The 17,852-nt window shown below is 65.6% G+C and carries 14 protein-coding genes; 10 read left to right on the forward strand and 4 right to left on the reverse strand.

Annotation, left to right across the window (positions count from 1 at the left end; all coding sequences use genetic code 11):
* Positions 1–95 precede the first annotated feature (95 nt).
* The 3 genes from KR767_RS02695 (at position 96) to KR767_RS02705 (ending at position 2,474) form a co-directional block, all read left to right on the forward strand.
* Positions 96–611 (forward strand): fimbrial protein, encoded by a 516-nt coding sequence (locus KR767_RS02695; protein ID WP_166951749.1) that lies wholly within the window; start codon positions 96–98, stop codon positions 609–611.
* Between the two features lie 70 nt (positions 612–681).
* Entirely contained in the window at positions 682–1,431 is a 750-nt protein-coding gene (locus KR767_RS02700; protein WP_250878005.1) for a fimbrial biogenesis chaperone, read from the forward strand.
* A complete protein-coding gene (locus KR767_RS02705; protein WP_250878006.1) occupies positions 1,428–2,474 on the forward strand; it encodes a fimbrial protein in 1,047 nt (348 codons plus the stop codon). The genes KR767_RS02700 and KR767_RS02705 overlap by 4 nt, the downstream gene beginning before the upstream one ends.
* 394 nt (positions 2,475–2,868) lie before the next feature.
* Here KR767_RS02705 and KR767_RS02710 read toward each other — a convergent pair whose 3' ends face one another.
* Positions 2,869–5,340 (reverse strand): acyl-CoA dehydrogenase, encoded by a 2,472-nt coding sequence (locus tag KR767_RS02710; protein WP_250878007.1) that lies wholly within the window; start codon positions 5,338–5,340, stop codon positions 2,869–2,871.
* Between the two features lie 53 nt (positions 5,341–5,393).
* Positions 5,394–6,272 (reverse strand): alpha/beta hydrolase, encoded by an 879-nt coding sequence (locus KR767_RS02715; protein ID WP_166951735.1) that lies wholly within the window; start codon positions 6,270–6,272, stop codon positions 5,394–5,396.
* A gap of 140 nt (positions 6,273–6,412) precedes the next feature.
* Between KR767_RS02715 and KR767_RS02720 the strand changes: the two genes are divergently transcribed.
* The 5 genes from KR767_RS02720 (at position 6,413) to KR767_RS02740 (ending at position 11,158) form a co-directional block, all read left to right on the forward strand.
* Entirely contained in the window at positions 6,413–7,003 is a 591-nt protein-coding gene (locus tag KR767_RS02720; RefSeq protein ID WP_166951732.1) for a TetR/AcrR family transcriptional regulator, read from the forward strand.
* Positions 7,004–7,102: 99 nt separating this feature from the next.
* On the forward strand, positions 7,103–8,893 hold the full coding sequence (locus tag KR767_RS02725) for a phosphoenolpyruvate carboxykinase (GTP) (RefSeq protein ID WP_250878008.1): 1,791 nt from the start codon (positions 7,103–7,105) through the stop codon (positions 8,891–8,893).
* A 352-nt stretch (positions 8,894–9,245) separates the two neighbouring features.
* A complete protein-coding gene (locus KR767_RS02730) occupies positions 9,246–9,800 on the forward strand; it encodes an RNA polymerase sigma factor (protein WP_166951789.1) in 555 nt (184 codons plus the stop codon).
* Entirely contained in the window at positions 9,797–10,222 is a 426-nt protein-coding gene (locus KR767_RS02735) for a hypothetical protein (RefSeq protein ID WP_166951726.1), read from the forward strand. The genes KR767_RS02730 and KR767_RS02735 overlap by 4 nt, the downstream gene beginning before the upstream one ends.
* Before the next feature lie 21 nt (positions 10,223–10,243).
* Positions 10,244–11,158: a DUF4097 family beta strand repeat-containing protein gene (locus KR767_RS02740; RefSeq protein WP_250878009.1), complete on the forward strand. Its 915-nt coding sequence runs from the start codon at positions 10,244–10,246 to the stop codon at positions 11,156–11,158.
* Positions 11,159–11,703: 545 nt separating this feature from the next.
* Here KR767_RS02740 and KR767_RS02745 read toward each other — a convergent pair.
* Positions 11,704–12,675 (reverse strand): hypothetical protein, encoded by a 972-nt coding sequence (locus tag KR767_RS02745; RefSeq protein ID WP_250878010.1) that lies wholly within the window; start codon positions 12,673–12,675, stop codon positions 11,704–11,706.
* Positions 12,676–12,942: 267 nt separating this feature from the next.
* Here KR767_RS02745 and KR767_RS02750 point away from each other — a divergent pair, with 267 nt between their 5' ends.
* Entirely contained in the window at positions 12,943–15,837 is a 2,895-nt protein-coding gene (locus tag KR767_RS02750) for a bifunctional diguanylate cyclase/phosphodiesterase (RefSeq protein WP_166951717.1), read from the forward strand.
* Positions 15,838–16,038: 201 nt separating this feature from the next.
* On the opposite strand, the gene hslO is transcribed toward KR767_RS02750, so the two are convergent.
* Positions 16,039–16,905: an Hsp33 family molecular chaperone HslO gene (hslO, locus tag KR767_RS02755; RefSeq protein WP_166951786.1), complete on the reverse strand. Its 867-nt coding sequence runs from the start codon at positions 16,903–16,905 to the stop codon at positions 16,039–16,041.
* Positions 16,906–16,986: 81 nt separating this feature from the next.
* Between hslO and mtgA the strand changes: the two genes are divergently transcribed.
* On the forward strand, positions 16,987–17,793 hold the full coding sequence (gene mtgA / locus KR767_RS02760) for a monofunctional biosynthetic peptidoglycan transglycosylase (RefSeq protein WP_425602765.1): 807 nt from the start codon (positions 16,987–16,989) through the stop codon (positions 17,791–17,793).
* The last annotated feature ends 59 nt before the right edge of the window (positions 17,794–17,852 follow it).

Raw genomic sequence — 17,852 nt, forward strand, 5'->3', positions numbered from 1 at the left:
TCCTCCACGACCGACGGCTTTCCGCCCGGGCGAAAGCCGTCGGACCCACACCACCCGGGCCCAACGCACCTCATCAACGCAAGGAACGTCACCTCATGCAGACCAAGCTCCTCCTTCTCGCCGCCTCGCTGGCTTTTGCGCCCACGTTCGCTACGGCAGGCACCGTGCAGTTCACCGGCGAGATCGTCGCGTCCACCTGCGATACCTCCTCCGGCGCCGACAACCTCACCGTCAACCTCACCCCGGTCGATGCCGGCGCCCTTTCCGCCGAAGGCCAGACCGCCGGTCACCATGTGCTGCCCATCAAGCTCACCTGCACCTCGGCGTCTGGCCGCAAGGTGGCGGTGAAGTTCACCAGCGCCAACTTTGCCGATCCGGTCACGGGTCACCTGAAGCCGGACACCACCAGCACGGCCACCAACGTGCAGCTGGCCATCTACAACACCGAAGGTGAAGTGCAGCAGTTCAACGCCGCGCCCACCGCCAGCTCGTGGAAGGACACGACCAACGGCGATATCGCGCTGGACCACACCGTGGCCTATTACGCCACCGGCCCGGCCGGCGAAGGCACGATCCGTGCCAACGCTACCTTCGACGTCGTCTACCAGTAAGCCATTCGCTACCGGCGGCCGCCTACCCCGGCCGCCGGTACGCGCTCCATCCCTTTCCCCGAGGTCAACCATGTTTCCACGGAAGATCCGCCTGCTGGCATGCGCCGGCCTGATCGCCACGTCCACGCTCATACCCGCTCATGCGGGCGTCGTCGTGGGCGGCACGCGAGTCGTCTTCAACGAAGGCAGCAAGGAGCAGACGATCCAGATCACCAACCAGGGCAAGGTACCCGCCATGGTGCAGAGCTGGATCGACGATGGCGATGCCAATGCGCGCCCTCGTACGATCCGCGTGCCATTCGTGCTCACGCCACCGCTGACACGACTGGAGCCCGGCCAGGGGCAGACCCTGCGCCTTACCTATCTGCCCATGCCCGACAAACCGATGGCGACCGATCGCGCGACGGTCTATTACCTCAATGTTCTGGAGATCCCACCTGCCCCGGAGGAATCCCAGGGAAAGAATACGCTTCAGCTGGCGGTACGCACGCGCATCAAGCTCTTTTTCCGACCCAAGGCCTTGCAAGGCGCGCCCAGGGATGCCGCATCCAGGCTTACCTGGCGCCTCGGTGGCGATGCGGAGCATCTCCACATCGATGTCACCAATCCCACAAGCTATTACGTTTCCATCAACGAAGCCAGCCTCCATGACGGCAGCGCAACGAAAGAGCCCGCCATGATTCCTCCGCATGCCAGTGTGCGCATGGAGGTCGGCACGGGAAAACCGGGGACGCGCGCCGATAGCGGCAAGGTCAGCTTCCAGTGGATTGATGACTACGGCGCCATGGTCGATGCCTCTGCAGTGTTGCATACACCATGATGACGATCCTTCACACCCAGCCCCTGGATTCTTTACGATCGCCCGGGACACGGCTCACATTCATTGCGCTATCGCCCTTGTTGTTTCTTGGTTTCTCCGGAACAACGCTTGCATGCACGGGCAATGCCGGAGGTGGAACGTATGGAAATACCATAAACGTTCCCATCGAGAAGAGAGAAGCGCCGTTGGGAAGCGCCCTCTCCAGCAGCGACTGGATGGTTACTGGTCGCGGTGGAAACTACTTCTCGGGGTGTGCCGCCAACGAACGGGTTGCAATCGCGATACGTATTACAGGACCGTTGACGTATGTAACCGATATTTCTTATGGCGGACGAATCTATTCTGCTTATCAAATGACACCTACGTCACCCCTGTATATTTTCCAGCATGTCACGGAAATCGGAGCGGGGGTCGGATCATCGCTGACGGAGACCCCGGTCAGGAACATCGACGAAACCATCAACGCCGGCGCTCTTCCACCGACTGGCAATACAGATACGCGAAGAGCCACGTATATGCGCTACCGCATTCTTGGCCGGGGAAGCCTCATGACTTCAACGTCACAACGAATCACCTTCCACATGAGTCCGGTGAGCTACCCATCGCTCGTACTCAGTCCAAGCAATAATCAAACAGTCAATATTCCGCTACCCACCTGCGCGTTCACTGATCAGGCTATCCGACTCGACGACATCGCTGCCACGACGCTCTCAGCACCAGGGCCGTCTGCCTATTCAAAACGCTTCGATATCTCGATGGATTGCAACCTTGCGGGAAAATCACTCAGGTTAAGCATGAGGGATGCGACCACGCCGGGAAATTCAAGCACGGAACTCGCACCCACGGCGGATTCCACCGCCCAGGGAGTCAGACTCCAGATCCTGCGCGGAAGTACACCCCTGGCCATGAATACGTCATGGATCATACCTTCGGTCAAAGGCAACATCACACTTGAATTGGCGGCCCGCTATTACAGGCTGGCTGGCGCTTTTCTTTCGGGAAGCATCGGGGGCAAGGCAACGTTGACGGTGGAATATCTCTGATCCGCCTGGACCGGGTCACTTCGGTTCGATTCGCCATGAACCATCGTCCAGGCCATGTTGAAGCCGGACCTTTGAACTACTCCGTGACGCCGGGTTACCGCTCGTGCGGGACCGACAGGCAGGGGACATCGTGCCGGTAGCAGCACCGGCGCGATGAAATGGCCCCGGCGCGTTGGGGAGCGCGACGGGCCATGGGACGTCGCTCCCGTGCGAGCGGTAACCCGGCGTCATGGAGACAACTGCCCCTGTAGGAGCGCGCCTTGCGCGCGACCGGGTATCGCGAGGTGTATCCATCGATATCGTTTCACCCGGTCGCGCGCAAGGCGCGCTCCTACAGGGAATAAAAAAGGCCGCGATTGCTCGCGGCCTTTTTATTACGCGTTTTCCTCTAGGCTTACGCCGCCTTCGACGCCTGCATCTTCTCAGCCTTGCGCACTACGGCGGCGCGCAGTTCTTCGCCATCGAAGTCGTCCACCGAGATAAACTCGGCCACGGCGTCACGCACGCGCTGGAGCAGCTCGCGCTCTGCCGCGTTGATGGCGCCGAGCTTCTCGGCCTCCACCAGCTGCTCGTTGTAGGTGTGGGCACGCAGCTGACCGCTCTTGAGCGCCTTGACGAACTTGCGCTCCACCGGCTCGGCGGCGATCACGTCGGGCAGGATCGCGTTCATGCGACCGACCGTGTTGTTGGCCGTGGGCGTGATGTACGACCAGGTCATCAGACGGTCGCGGGCTTCGCTGGGCGCCGTGATGAGCGCGGCGACGCGACGACCCAGGCGATCGGACGGCGGCACTTCGCGACGGCCCCACGGGAACACCAGGGCGCGCAGCAACCACGCCACCGGACGCACCGGGAAGTTGCGGATCACGCCGTCGAGCGCGTTCTGGATGCGCCACATGCACTCGTGGAACGCCCAGGCGAGCAGCGGGCGATCGGATTCCGGACGGCCGGTGTCTTCGTAGCGCTTGAGCATCGCGCTGGCGATGTAGAGGTACGAGAGCACGTCACCGAGGCGGGCCGAGAGCTTTTCCTTGAACTTCAGCTTGCCGCCCAGCACGCCCATCGAGACGTCGGCGCACAGCGCCAGCGCCGCCGAGTAGCGGTTGAGCTTGCGGTAGTAGCGACGGGTGTAGGCATCGCCGGCGGTGTCGCCGATCTTCGCCGCCGTGAGGCCCAGCACGAAGCTGCGCACCGCGTTGGAGAAGCCGAAACCGATGTGGCCGAACAGCACCTTGTCGAAGGTCTTCAGGCGCTCGCGATAATCGGCGATGCCGAGCGTCTGCATTTCCTTCAGCACGTATGGGTGGCAGCGGATGGCACCCTGGCCGAAGATCATGAGGCTGCGCGTCATGATGTTCGCGCCTTCCACCGTGATGGCGATGGGCACGCCCTGCCAGCCACGACCCATGTAGTTCTTCGGGCCGAGGATCACGCCCTTGCCGCCGTGCACGTCCATCGCGTCGGCCGCGATCTGACGCGACCATTCGGTGGCGTGGTACTTGGCGATGGCCGAGGGCACGGCCGGCTTCTCGCCACGGTCCACGGCAGCGGCCGTGGCACGCGACAGCGCCTGGGTGGCGTAGGTGAGGCCGCCGATGCGGGCCAGGGCTTCTTCCACGCCTTCGAAACGACCGATGGCCAGGCCGAACTGCTTGCGCATACGGGCGTAGGCACCGGTGGCGGCCACGGCCATGCGCGAGGCGCCGGTGGCGTTGGACGGCAGCGAGATGGCACGACCCACTGACAGGCACTCGACCAGCATGCGCCAGCCCTGGCCGGCCATGTGCGGGCCACCGATCAGCACGGACAGCGGAACGAACATGTCCTTGGCGTGGATCGGGCCGTTCTGAAACGGCGTGTTGAGCGGGAAGTGACGGCGACCGATCTGCAGCCCCGGGGTTTCGCGGGGCAGCAGGGCGAGCGTGATGCCCAGGTCGTCCTTGTCGCCCAGCAGCTTGTCCGGATCGTACATGCGGAAGGCGAGGCCCACGATGGTGGCGATGGGCGCCAGCGTGATGTAGCGCTTGTCGAAGGTGAGGCGGATGCCGACGGTTTCCTCGCCGTTCCACGTGCCCTTGCAGACGATGCCGAAATCAGGAATGGACGTGGCATCGGAGCCTGCGTACGGGCCGGTAAGCGCGAAGCAGGGAATCTCGCGGCCATCGGCCAGGCGCGGCAGGAAGTGGTTCTTCTGCTCGTCGCTGCCGTAGTGCATCAGCAGCTCGCCCGGTCCGAGCGAGTTGGGCACGGCCACGGTGGACGACAGCGTGGCGGACATGCTGGACAGCTTCTGCAACACGGCCGAGTGGGCCAGCGCCGAGAAACCGAGACCGCCGTAGCTCTTCGGGATGATCATGCCGAAGAACTTGTGCTTCTTCACGAAGTCCCAGATTTCCGGCGGCAGGTCGGCCAGCTCGTGGCTGATCTGCCAGTCGTCGACCATGGCGCACAGTTCTTCGACCGGGCCGTCGAGGAAGGCCTGCTCTTCCACCGATAGTTCCGGCTTCGGCTGCTTCAGCAGTTCGGACCAGTTCGGCTTGCCGGAGAACAGCTCGCCTTCGAAACCGACGGTGCCGGCTTCCAGCGCCGTCTGCTCCGTTTCGGAGAGCTTCGGCGTGACCTTGGCGAACATCGACAGCAGCGGTGCCGAGATCTTCTTTCGGCGGAAGTCGACCATCAGCAGCGGCACGGCCACGATCGCCAGCAGGATCAGCAGGACGATGGTGGTGATCGGGGCGCCGGCAAGGATGCCGACGACGAGCGTCGTCACCGCCGTGGCGATGGCCCACGTCTTAAGGGACGTGCGGTGGTAGGCACATGCACCGGAGGCGATGAGCGCCGCCAGCACAACCAGGATCGCAGACATGGGTGTCACCTCATTACGTTCGGCTCGATGCCGGGTTTACTACGAAAAGCGTCTCAGGAAAGTGTTTCGACGAACCGTGCTATCTCGCGGGTGAAGGCGTCGTTCGCGTCGCCGGCCACCATATGGGTGGCATCGGCCAGCGAGACATGACGCGCATGCGGCACCACGCGGAGGAATTCGTCGACGGTGTGGCTGGACACCACGTCGCTGCGCGCGCCAGAGAGCAGCAGCACCGGCACCTGGATGTTCGCCGCGGCGGCGAACAGGCGGGGCTGGTAGCGCTCGCTCTCGTGGACCACGCCGTCGAGCATGGCCGGGTCCCAGTGCCAGCGCAGGCGACCATCGTCGCCCTGGCGCAGCAGGGGCTTGAGCTGTTCTTCCGTCTTGCGTTCGCGACGATGCGGCAGGTAAGCCTCGATGGCCGAGGCCGCCTCGTCGTAGCTGGCAAAGCCATCAGGGTGGGCGCGCATGAAGCCGAGGATGCGCTCGACACCCTTCGTCTCCCAGCGCGGCGTGATATCCACGAGCACCAGGGCCGAGAACGGCGCGGCGTATTCCGGCTCACCGGCGGCCACCATGGCCAGCAGGCCACCCATGGAGGCGCCGATCAGCACGGGCTTGCGGCCCGCAGCGGGCGTGGCGTGCTTCGTGACGGCCAGGAGGTCGCCGACGAATTGTTCCATATGGTATTCGCCGTCGGCTGCCCAGGCGCTCTCGCCATGACCGCGCGCGTCGAAGGTGGTGGCGTCGTAGCCCTGGCCCGCCAGGGCACGGGCGCTGCCGTTCCAGGCGTGCCGGGTCTGGCCGAAGCCGTGCGCGAACACCAGCGCGGGCTCGCGCTCGCCGCGCCAGTGCTGGGTTGCCAGGGCGAGGCCGTCGTACGAGGCCAGGCGCTGCCGGGTGGAGGGGACGGTGGTCGGTTGGGCTACCATACGGCCGAGTATGTGGTTTGGGGCAGAACCCGTCAATACGCTCGCGTATGGACATGCAAGCCCCGCAAAGTCAAGGTCTTATGCAGCATGCCGGGGGTACCCCGGATTGCAAATGGCCCTGTCTCCGTTACCATGCGCCGATGAACGAAGGTGCCAAGAACGAACGCGTCCGTCTGTCCGCCGAAGACTGGGAAGACGGCGCCCTAGCCCTGATCGCCGAACAGGGCGTCGGCGCCCTTGCCGTCGAAGCGCTTGCGAGGCGCCTCGGCGTCACCAAGGGTAGCTTTTACTGGCATTTCCGCACCCGCGAGGCGCTGCTTCAGGCAGCGCTGGAACGCTGGGAAGAATACGGCGAACGCGAAGTGCTTGCCGAAATCGAGCGCATCCCCGATCCGCTGAAGCGCTTTCCGGAACTGTTCCGCCGCGTGGCGCACGAGCTGCAGCCCCACCGTGTCTATGCCGCCCTGCTGAAGGCACTGGACCATCCGCAGGTGGTGCCGGTGATGGCGCGCGTTTCGCAGCGGCGCATGGACTTCCTCACCCGCCTCTACGGCGAAGCCGGTCTCGAACCGGTGGCGGCGCTGCATCGCGCGCGCCTTACCTACGCGGCCTATGTGGGTTTCCTGCAACTCAACTTCACTCTGGGCCTGCCGCGCATCAGTCACGAAGAATTCGACGCCTACGTCGAACACATGATCGCCACGCTCACGCCCGCCAGGCCGCACGGCTGAAGCTGAATGCCCGGCGCGCGTTTTGCTGCGCCGTGCCTTGCCAATACCAGGAAGCGCAAACTACTGTCGCGCCTTGCGTTTACCTGGAGACCACAACGGATGCGTTCGCAAGGCAGTTCCCTGGAAGCCCTCAATCGATGGGTCGACGATGTCGCCCGCCTGACCGGAGCGGCTTCGGTCCTCTGGTGTGACGGCTCGGACCAGGAATACGCACGACTGGTAGCAACCATGCTCGAAAGCGGCGATTTGCTCCCGCTCAACGAGACCACCAACCCGCGCAGCTACCTGCACCGCTCGCATCCCTCGGATGTCGCGCGCGTCGAGCACCTCACCTTCGTCTGCACGCCGGAGCAGGACGACGCGGGCCCGAACAACCACTGGATGGCGCCGGCCGACGCCCACGCGAAGATGGATGCCCTCTTCGACGGCGCGATGCGTGGCCGCACGATGTACGTGATCCCGTATTGCATGGGCCCCATCGACTCGCCGCTGTCGCGTTGCGGTGTTGAGATCACAGACAGCCCTTACGTGGTCGCCAACATGAAGATCATGACCCGCATGGGCGCCCCTGCCCTGGCGCGCATCGAGCGCGAGGGCAGCTTCGTGAAGGGCCTGCATTCCACGGGTGATCTCGACCCGGATCGCCGCTTCATCATGCATTTCCCCGAAGAGCTCACCATCAAGTCGATCGGCTCGGGCTACGGCGGCAACGCCCTGCTGGGCAAGAAGTGCCATGCGCTGCGCATCGCCAGCCACCAGGCACGCCGCGAAGGCTGGCTGGCCGAGCACATGCTTATCGTGGGCATCGAGAATCCGAAGGGCGAAAAGCACTACATCGCCGCTGCGTTCCCGTCGGCCTGCGGCAAGACGAACCTCGCCATGCTCATCCCCACCGAGGGCTACCGCAAGGCGGGCTGGAAGGTCTGGACGGTCGGCGACGACATCTGCTGGATGACGCCGGGCAAGGACGGCCGCCTGTGGGCGATCAATCCGGAGGCCGGCTACTTCGGCGTGGCCCCGGGCACGGGTGCCAACACCAATCCCAGCGCGCTGGCCACGCTCGGCCACGATGCCATCTTCACCAACGTGGCCGTCACCGCCGACAACCGTCCGTGGTGGGAAGGCCTCGACGACGGCAAGCCGGTCACCGACTGGCAGGGTCGTCCCTACGATCCGGCCAACGGTCCGGCCGCGCATCCCAACTCTCGCTTCACCGTCAGTGCGAAGCAGTGCCCCAGCTGGGCGCCGGAATCGGAAGACGCCGCGGGCGTGCCAATCTCGGCCATCGTCTTCGGTGGTCGTCGTCCGTCGCTGGTGCCGCTGGTGTTCGAGTCGAAGGACTGGGCGCACGGCGTGCTGGTGGGCGCGGCGATGGGGTCGGAAACCACGGCTGCCGCCACCGGTGCCGTGGGCGTGCTGCGTCGTGATTCCATGGCGATGAAGCCGTTCTGCGGCTACAACTTCGCCGATTATTTCGCCCACTGGCTGTCGTTCGACAAGCCGGGCGCAAAGCTGCCGCGCATCTTCCACGTGAACTGGTTCCGCAAGGATGCCGATGGTCGTTTCATGTGGCCGGGCTATGGCGAGAACCTTCGCGTGCTCGACTGGATGATCCAGCGCGTGCAGGGGCTGGCCAGCGGGCACGACACTCCGATCGGCACGGTGCCGGCGCGTGGCGAGCTCAATACCGAGGGGCTGGCGATTCCGGCGACCACGGTCGATGAGCTGCTGCACGTGGATGTCGAGGGGTGGATCGAGGAGCTCAATGCCATCGGTACGTACCTTGATGGGTTCGGTGAGCGCATGCCCGAGCGGTTGAAGGTCGAGCGGGAGAAGGTGAGCAAGGCCCTGGAAGCGGCGCAGGATCAGCGGGCGGAACGGGTGGCCTGAGGTTCCGGCACCGCCGGTCGCGCGCGAGGCGCGCTCCTACAGGGGCGCGTCGGGTGGACTTTTCGCATTGCCGGTCGCGCGCGAGGCGCGCTCCTACACAAAAGCCGTGCCTGCGCGGCCGGGCCGAAGCGGCGTTTGTAGGAGCGCGCCTTGCGCGCGACCGGACGAATCGAAACACCCACACCGGCCCCTACCCCTCCGTTAGCCCCACTTCAACCCTCCCAGGCCCTCGTCCCGACGAAACCGCCCTGCGGTCCGACGAAGCGGCCGAAACATCCCCTTAAACCGTTTCTCCCCTGCCGGCATCCAAGCTGGCAAGATGAACGCCCTATGCCTCGCCGCCACTTCATTCATGCAGCCTGAGCTGCCCGCCGCGTCGACCGACGACGACATCGTGCGGGCCGCCGTGGCCGGCGATCGCAAGGCTTTCGAAACCCTGTACCGCAAGCATTCCGACCGCGTCTACGGCGCCATCCTGCGCCTGGCCGCCTTCGACCATGCCCGGGCGGAAGACCTCACCCAGGAAGCCTTCGTCCGCGCCTGGCAGAAGCTCGACGGCTTCCGCTTCGAGAGCGCCTTCGGTACCTGGGTCTACCGCCTGGCGGTGAACGTGGCGCTGATGTCCATACGCGCCCGCAACGCCGATCCGGTCAGCATCGTCGACGACGAACACCTGCCCGACATCGCCGACACCGACAATCCCGTGCGCGCCATCGAGCGCGCCGAACTGGAAAAGGCCATCGCGGCACTACCGCCGCGGGCCCGCGCCGTCCTCGTGCTGCACGACGTGGAAGGCTGGAAACACGAGGAAATCTCCATCGAGCTCGGTATGGCGGTGGGTTCCTCCAAAGCTCAGTTGCACCGTGCCCGCGGCCTGCTACGCCGCGCGCTGGGAGATACGCCATGAACGAACTCGACTACCTGCGCCAGATGCGCTCGCTCAACCGCCCGGTCGCGCCCCAACGCGACCTGTGGGCCGGTATCGAAGCGCGCCTCGACGAAGGCCGCCCCGCCGCTGCCGTCACCCCGCGACAGCGCCGGACCCGCCCCTGGCTGATGGCCGCCGCCATCGCCGGTGTCGCAGTCCTCGGAGGCGGCATCGGCCTGCATCTGGTAGCACCCACCTCCCTCGACGACATGGCCGTCGGCCCGGCATGGAAACCTGCCGACCCGCGACTGGCCGGTGCCGCGATCCAGCTCGATGCCACCCGCATGGAGCTCAACCAGGCGATGCGCGAGGCCCCCGACTCCGCCGCCCTGCAACGCCTGATGCTGCGCACCGAACGCCAGCGTGAGCGCCTGCGTAACTTCGACAAGCAAGCCGGCTAACAGAACAGGCAGGATTCCCCCATGAAAACCTTCTACATCGCCCCCCTGCTGCTGGCCTTGTCGATCGGCCAGGCCCTGGCTTCCACTCCCATCAACCTGTCGAAGGATATTCGCCCCAACGCGAAGATCAGCATCGACAACGCCAAGGGTGACGTCACCGTCACCGCCTGGGATCGCAACCAGATCCAGGTCACTGGCATGCTCGGCAACGGCGCCCGCCCGCTGGAACTCGACGGCGATGCGAACAGCATCGACATCCGCATCGAAGGCGGCGGCAGTGGCGACGGCAAGAAGTGGTTCAGCTGGGGCAACGACGCAGCCATGCAATCCACCACCCTCAACGTGCGCGTGCCCAAGGGCGTCAGCGTCGAGGTGAAGGTGGTCAGCGCCCCGGTGAGTATCGACGGCCTCGACGGCGGTAAAGTCGAAGTCGAATCGGTCAGTGGCCGTGTGCGTGCCAACGTGCGCTCACCCGACGTGCAGATGCAGACGGTGAGCGGCACCATCGACCTCGCCGGCCGTGCCGACAAGGCCGACCTGCAAACCGTCTCCGGCGACATCACCGCGCCGTCCGTCATCAGCAAGGTCGATGCGCAGACCGTCTCCGGTCGCATGACCATCGGTGGCGGCCCATGGAGCAGCGCCAACTTCAGCACGGTGTCGGGTGACACGCTGATCAACGGCGGCCCGTCCGCAGCCGGCAAGATCACCGTCGATGCCATGAGCGGCGACGTGCAGTTGCAGTTGCCGAACAATGCGTCCACGAAGCTCGAAGCCAGCACCTTCAGTGGCGACATCCGCACCGACTGGGGCAACCCGTCGCGCAACGACGATGGTCCGGGCAAGGAGCTGAAGGTAACCATCGGTGACGGTCGCGGGCTGGTGCACCTGGAGTCGTTCAGCGGCGACGTAAAGGTGCGCAAGGCCGGCAACTGACGTAAAACCCGCCTCTTAAGTAGGAGCGCGCCTTGCGCGCGACCGAGGTATCGCAAACGATGAAAATTTTCGCGACAACCGGTCGCGCGCAGGCGCGCTCCTACAAGATCACCGTGAGATCGGTAGAGGCGGCGGGGGCGGCCCTTGGCGCGACTTGATGGAGGTGAGGGGAGCGGGCGGAAAAGGCCCGAAGGGGGCCGGCCAGGAAGGCCGGCCTTTTTCGCCGAGGCAGGAGCCGAGTCGAAAAACCCCGCCCGCTCCCCGGGCCCGAAGGGGCGAAGCCATAAGACACTGAGCCGCGCAGCGGCTCCTCCTTTCCCGAGGGACACCGCAGGCCGGAGCGCCAAGGGCCGCCCCCGTCGCCTCTAAGCGACCACGCCTCACGCGCCGAGAGCGAGGCCGACAGGCGAGCCTTTCTACGGAGTGACGCACCACATGGGCTGCTTTACTACGGAGCGCAACGTTCCAACCGGTCGCGCGCGAGGCGCGCTCCTACAGGAGCAGGTCACAGAAAAGGCCGCGGATTCGCGGCCTTTTTTTGGATCTTAAAGATCCTGGTGGTACTGAACGTACGGCGTGCGTGACTGGTCGGGCTCGGTGAGCGTGGGCCCGCTGTTGGCCGGGCCATTGCCCGACGACCAGACATTCTGCGCACCCACCGACAGCTCACCCCGCCACGGCAGGCGGAAGGTGACGCCCAGGTCGATGGAGTTCCAGCGACGCTCCGGATTCAGGCCCGCACCCGGCTCCGGCTGCATGCTGCGACCGGTGATGGTGCCGTAGAGCGGACCACGGTCGATGCCGAAGCTCAGTGCCTTCTGGTCGACGGCACCGACACCGAGCAGGTTGCCCGGCAGCAGGCGGATGCGGCCGAAGCTGGCACCCACGTCGATACCACTGCGGCCGCCAAGATCGACACGGCCATGCGCGTTGAGCTCCGTGCTGGACGAGAGCGAACCGAACGGCAGGCCCGAGAGCGTGGACATGCTGGGCAGCACGCGCGGCAGGGCCGGGCTGTTGCCCGACGGCCGTGTGGAGCCCACGCCGACACCCACGCTATAGCCCGAACCCCGCCAGGTGGCACCCACTTCGCTGCCGACGATGCGCGGCGGCGCACCCGGCGACGTGCAGCGGTCGCCATGGGAGCTGGCGGAAGCGCCGCAGGATTCCGCGGAATTGATCCAGCCCTGGCCACTGATCGTGGCATGCGCCTGCACATCGGGGCCGAGGTCGTACTGCACGCCATTGGAGACGTACTGACCGGCACCCAGCGGACGCGGCGCCAGCGGATTGGTGGGGTCGGGACGGTCGTCGGAGCGGACCGAAAGAGCCCGGCCATCCGGCGAGCGCCAGAGGGGAACCGAGGAATTCTGGGGATCGGAGCTGCCTTCTGCCACGTCCGCAGCCACCGGCTCGGCATACAGGCGCTCGCCCGTGCCTTCCGGTGCCATGCCCACGCCACGGCCTGCCGCGATAAGCGGCACGAGCAGAAGCAATGCGGGCAAGGTTCGGCGCATGGAAACCATTGATCGGAAGCGGCTTGATGTCCCCCCGGACCCCGGCGCAAGCCGACGCCCGTGGTTGGGTCAGTGTAGCTCGTTTTACTTTTTACTAACACCCCGGGGAGGGCACCTTCAGGAATCAGGATAGCTGCCGTTTATGACCGTCCAGAGGGGTTGCAACGCTCAGGCGCAGGGCCCGTGAGACGGGTGAGGCCGGCCCGTCGCGCGACCGCCGCAACGCATATAGACTGAACCGACCACGACCGGGACCTACGTCAGGCGATGACTATCGCTCCATCCCAAAGCCACGCTTTGCAGACGGCCGGTTCCGGCGAGGTCGAGCCGTTGCATGACGCCGTCGAGCGCCTGTTGCGGGCCGCCGACGCCGAAGTCGTGCGTGGCGAATGCGAGGCCTTTGCCCGTTGCCTGCTGCCGGATGCCCGGGTGGACTGGCACGAGAGCATGCCCCCGGCCGGTGCCGGCGAGTCGGTGTTCGAGCTGGGCAACGACCCGCAGACCGACCGGACCCTGTTCCTGTCCATCCCCGAGCATGACGGCGGCACCTGGGCCGACATGATCGGCTGGCTGGGCCGCCTGGCCGGTGCCCGCCTGCGCCAGCTGGCGGAAACGGCCAACCTGTACGAGGCGATTTCCCGCCTGGCCCTGGCCGAGCGGCTGCAACGCGCGCTCTACGCCATCGCCGAGCAGGCGGGCGCCGAGCACAACATGCGCGACATGATGACGGCGCTGCACAGCATTGTCGGCAGTCTCATGTACGCCGAGAATTTCTTCATCGTGCTGTACGACGCCCAGAGCCGCACGGTGCGCTTTCCCTATTTCGTCGACTCGGTGGACGACGATCCGCCTGATCCGGAAACGATCCGCCCCATCGAGGCCATCGAGAACAGCCTGACCTGGCACGTGCTTCAGGGCGGCCGCCCCTTGATGGGCTCAAGCACCGACTTGGAACAGGAGCTGCCCGGCCCCAGCGTGCCGATCGGTCCGCCCAGCGACGACTGGCTCGGCGTACCCATGAAGCGCGGCGACGAAGTGGTGGGCGCCCTCGTGGTGCAGAGCTACCGCGACGACACCCGCTATACGCCCAACGACCGCGAGCTGCTCACCTATGTGGCGCAGCACGTGCAGACGGCACTGGAACGCCGCCAGGCACACGAGGAGCTGGAACGCCGGGTCACCACGCGTACGGCGGCCTTGCGCGAAGCCAACCGCGTGCTGCGCCAGCAGGTGCTGCAGCGCCAGCGAGGCGAGCGGTTGCAGGCCGCCCTGTTCCGCATTGCCGAGCTGGCGAACACCTCCGACAGCATCGAGAATTTCTACGCTGCCGTGCATCGCGTCATCGGTGGCCTGCTCTACGCGCGCAACTTCTATATCGCGCTGCTCTCCGAAGACCAGAACAAGCTGACCTTTCCCTATTCCGTCGACGAACTCGACGGTTCGCGCGAGCCGCGCGAACTGGGGCGCGGGCTGACCGAATACGTCTTGCGCAATGGCAAGGCCCTGCTGGCCGACCGTGCCGAGATCGACCGCCTCAACCGCGATCAGGTGCTCTCCACCACGGGCGCGCGGTCGCTGCACTGGCTGGGCGTGCCGTTGATCTGGAACGAAAAATCGATGGGCGTGCTCGCCGTACAGAGCTATTCGCCCGAGCACACCTATAGCGCGCGCGACCAGGAACTGCTGACCTTCGTCAGTTACCACATCGCCAATGCGCTGCAACGCAAATACACCACCGAATCGCTCAAGCAGGCCTATGCCAGCCTGGAGCGAAGGGTCACCGAACGCACGCGCGCGCTGGCACTGGCCAACCGTGACCTGCGCGAGCAGATCGCCGAGCGCGAACGCGTGGAGCGTCGCCTCAAGTACGAAACCCTGCACGATTCGCTCACCGGCCTGCCCAACCGCACCCTGCTGCTGCAACGCCTGGAGCAGGCTCTGAACCACTACCGGGAGAACCCGGGCGAGCTGTTCGCGGTGCTGTTCATCGACCTGGATCGCTTCAAGGTCATCAACGATTCCGTGGGCCATCTGGTGGGCGACGACCTGCTGTTCCAGGTCGGCGGTCGTGTGCGCGCCTGCCTGAAGACGCGCGATGTCGTGGCGCGCCTGGGTGGCGACGAATTCGCCGTGCTGGTAGAAGGCATCACCGATCCGCAGGCCGCCACGCATATCGCCGAGCGCATCATCGCCCAGTTGCAGACCCCATTCCGGCTGGGTGCGAAGGAGATCTTCACCTCGGCCTCCATCGGCATTGCGCTACCCACGCCGGATTACACGCGTCCGGAAGAACTGCTGCGTGACGCGGACTCCGCGATGTATCGCGCGAAAGACGAAGGCCGTCACCGCGCCGCCGTGTTCGACGACCGGCTGCGTCGTGAAGCGCTTTCACTGCTGGAACTGGAAGGCGACCTGCGCCGTGCGCTCACGCGTAACGAGTTCGTGCCGTTCTTCCAGCCCATCGTCGACCTGGAAAACCAGCGCGTGGTGGGCTACGAAGCCCTGCTGCGCTGGCGTCATCCGGAACGCGGTCTGCTACCGCCGGGCGAGTTCCTCGCCGTGGCCGAGGACACCGGCTGCGCCGAAGCCATCGACTGGCAGATCTTCCAGCAGGTGGCGCGGCAGACGCGCGCGCTCACGCGCGACGAAGGCTTCATCAGCATCAACGTGTCGGGCAGCCATTTCCGCTCGCCCGATCTTGATCAGAAGCTGCTCGACCTGCTGGCCCAGCACAAGGTGCCGGCCCGCTGCATCCGCGTTGAAGTGACCGAGCGTGCACTGCTGGAGAACCCGGCGCAGGTCAAGCGCATCCTCGAAAACCTGCGTGCGCATGGCGTGGGTATCGCGCTGGACGATTTCGGCACGGGGTATTCGTCACTGAGCTATCTGCATCAGTACCCGATCGAGACCCTGAAGATCGATCGCTCGTTCGTGACCGAACTGCCGGCCGAGGACAACGAGGCGCACAGCACGGCCGTGGTCCGCGCGATCCAGGCGCTGGCCAATTCGCTGCATATGCATGTGATTGCCGAGGGCATCGAAACGGAAACGCAGGTGAAGGCGCTGCGGCGGATCGGTTGCCGGTTCGGGCAGGGGTTTCTCTTCGCCCAGCCGGCGCCGGCGAGCAAGTGGCTTGGGGCGCCGTTGTCGTTGGATGCGTGAAAAGCGGGTATCGCCCCGGATCGGTCGCGCGCAAGGCGCGCTCCTACAAGGCAAACATGTAGGAGCGCGCCTGCGCGCGACCGATCCAGGGCGCCGTTGTGGAAACGATTCCGCACGCCACCCATCCAAGGCTCCCTCGTAGGAGCGCGCCTCGCGCGCGACCAGTCCAGGGCGTAGCTGTAAGAGCGCGCGACAGCCCGGCTACTGAAGCGTATGCGACACCGGCGGCGTATCGCCTTCGGTGAGCAATTGCCCTGCATCCACGCGGTCGAACAGGTACTTCGTGGCGCAGAACTCGCAGACGACTTCGATCTCGCCGTTGCGCTCTTCCAGTGTCGCTTCCACTTCCTCGCGTCCCAGGTTGCGCAGCATGCCCTCTACGCGCTCGCGCGAGCAGGTGCAGCCGAACGCCAGCGACTTCGGCTCGTAAAGAAGCACCGTCTCCTCGTGATAGAGCCGGTAAAGCAGGTCTTCCGGAAGCGTCTCCAGCATCTCTGCCGTGCCCAGTGTGGAGGTAAGCATGCCGATGCGCTCCCAGGCATCGGCATCCTCTTCGGCGGCGCTATGACCACCCTCACCCGGCACGGGCTGCAGCATCAGCCCCACGGCACGCTCGCCATCCGCCGCCAGCAGGATACGCGTGGGCAACTGCTCCGACCGGCTGAAGTAGCCTTCCAGCGCCTCGCCGATGTTCGCGCTGTCCGCGAGATCGACGATGCCCTGATAGCGGCCACGCTCGGCGCTGCCTACCGTGATCGCCAGCATTTCGTCATCCATGCTGGCCAGGTTCACGGCTTCGCCGAGCGCATCGGCATCGAAGCGGGCCAGGCCACGCAGGCGACCACGGTCGGTGCATTCGCTGAACAGCAGGCGCACCGCGCCCTGGCTCTTGAACTCCAGCGAGAGCGAACCATCGAACTTGATGTTGCCCGTGAGCAGCGCACTGGCGGCCACCGTCTGGCCCAGCGTGTCGCGCAGGGCCTCGGGATACTCGGCGCGCGAGGCGATCTCCCGCCAGCTGGCGCCAAGCCGCACGAATACGCCGCGCACGCCCGCCTTTTCAAGCATGAAGCGGTGCAGGACATCGTCGGTCAGGGATGTGTGGGGGGTCGTATCGCTCACGGTGCTCTCCTCATGATCCGACGGAAGATGGGGCCTGCGGGGGCCGGCGACAAGCCCGCTACCGCCGCGCCCCTATACTGCGCCATCCTCCCTTATCGTGTGCCCATGAGACCGAAGCCCCGCCGCCTGCTCCGCCTCGTCCTCCTGCTGGTTGCCTCCTGGCTGGCCCTGTCCGTGCTGGTGGTGTTCGTCCTGCGCTTCGTGCCGCCGTGGACCAGCTCGGTGATGCTCCAGGATCGCCTGACGGCCATGCTGGACGGCGACCATAGCTTTCAGTTCCGCCATCGATGGGTGCCTCGTGAATCCATCTCGCCTTACGTCGGCATCGCCATGGTCGCCGGCGAAGACCAGAAATTCCCCTTCCACCATGGCTTCGACGTGGACGCCATCCAGGATGCCATCGACGCCGCCGACGAGGGCAAGCGCCTGCGCGGCGCCAGCACCATCAGCCAGCAGGTGGCCAAGAACCTGTTCCTGTGGAACGGCCGCAGCTTCGTGCGCAAGGGACTCGAAGCCTGGTACACCGTGCTCATCGAAGCCCTGTGGCCCAAGAAGCGCATCCTCGAGGTCTACATGAACAGTGTAGAGCTGGGCGACGGCATCTACGGCGTGGGCGCCGCGAGCGAGGTCTACTTCCATACGACGCCCGATCGCCTCAATGCGACGCAGGCCGCGCGGCTCGCTGCCGTGCTGCCCAACCCGGAACGCTTCCGCGTGGATGCGCCCAGCGCCTACGTGCAACGCCGCGTCGCATGGATTCTCCAGCAGATGGGACAGCTCGGCGGCCCGGCCTACCTGGACCGCCCCGCGCCCGTCCGCGGCCGCGTGCGCTGACGCCTTCACCTGTCGCTTACTCCGCCTGTCGCGCACCGCGCTAGACTGGAACTCAACGC

This window comes from Luteibacter anthropi, assembly GCF_023699965.1.
Classification (GTDB): domain Bacteria; phylum Pseudomonadota; class Gammaproteobacteria; order Xanthomonadales; family Rhodanobacteraceae; genus Luteibacter; species Luteibacter anthropi.

Bases quoted from the DNA above. Each gene is read 5' to 3' on its own strand.
- KR767_RS02745 (WP_250878010.1), bottom strand. From the start codon at position 12,675: ATGCGCCGAACCTTGCCCGCATTGCTTCTGCTCGTGCCGCTTATCGCG.
- KR767_RS02720 (WP_166951732.1), top strand. From the start codon at position 6,413: ATGAACGAAGGTGCCAAGAACGAACGCGTCCGTCTGTCCGCCGAAGAC.
- KR767_RS02715 (WP_166951735.1), bottom strand. From the start codon at position 6,272: ATGGTAGCCCAACCGACCACCGTCCCCTCCACCCGGCAGCGCCTGGCC.
- KR767_RS02750 (WP_166951717.1), top strand. From the start codon at position 12,943: ATGACTATCGCTCCATCCCAAAGCCACGCTTTGCAGACGGCCGGTTCC.
- KR767_RS02725 (WP_250878008.1), top strand. From the start codon at position 7,103: ATGCGTTCGCAAGGCAGTTCCCTGGAAGCCCTCAATCGATGGGTCGAC.
- KR767_RS02700 (WP_250878005.1), top strand. From the start codon at position 682: ATGTTTCCACGGAAGATCCGCCTGCTGGCATGCGCCGGCCTGATCGCC.
- mtgA (WP_425602765.1), top strand. From the start codon at position 16,987: ATGGGGCCTGCGGGGGCCGGCGACAAGCCCGCTACCGCCGCGCCCCTA.
- KR767_RS02730 (WP_166951789.1), top strand. From the start codon at position 9,246: ATGCAGCCTGAGCTGCCCGCCGCGTCGACCGACGACGACATCGTGCGG.
- KR767_RS02740 (WP_250878009.1), top strand. From the start codon at position 10,244: ATGAAAACCTTCTACATCGCCCCCCTGCTGCTGGCCTTGTCGATCGGC.
- hslO (WP_166951786.1), bottom strand. From the start codon at position 16,905: ATGCTTGAAAAGGCGGGCGTGCGCGGCGTATTCGTGCGGCTTGGCGCC.
- KR767_RS02735 (WP_166951726.1), top strand. From the start codon at position 9,797: ATGAACGAACTCGACTACCTGCGCCAGATGCGCTCGCTCAACCGCCCG.
- KR767_RS02705 (WP_250878006.1), top strand. From the start codon at position 1,428: ATGATGACGATCCTTCACACCCAGCCCCTGGATTCTTTACGATCGCCC.
- KR767_RS02695 (WP_166951749.1), top strand. From the start codon at position 96: ATGCAGACCAAGCTCCTCCTTCTCGCCGCCTCGCTGGCTTTTGCGCCC.
- KR767_RS02710 (WP_250878007.1), bottom strand. From the start codon at position 5,340: ATGTCTGCGATCCTGGTTGTGCTGGCGGCGCTCATCGCCTCCGGTGCA.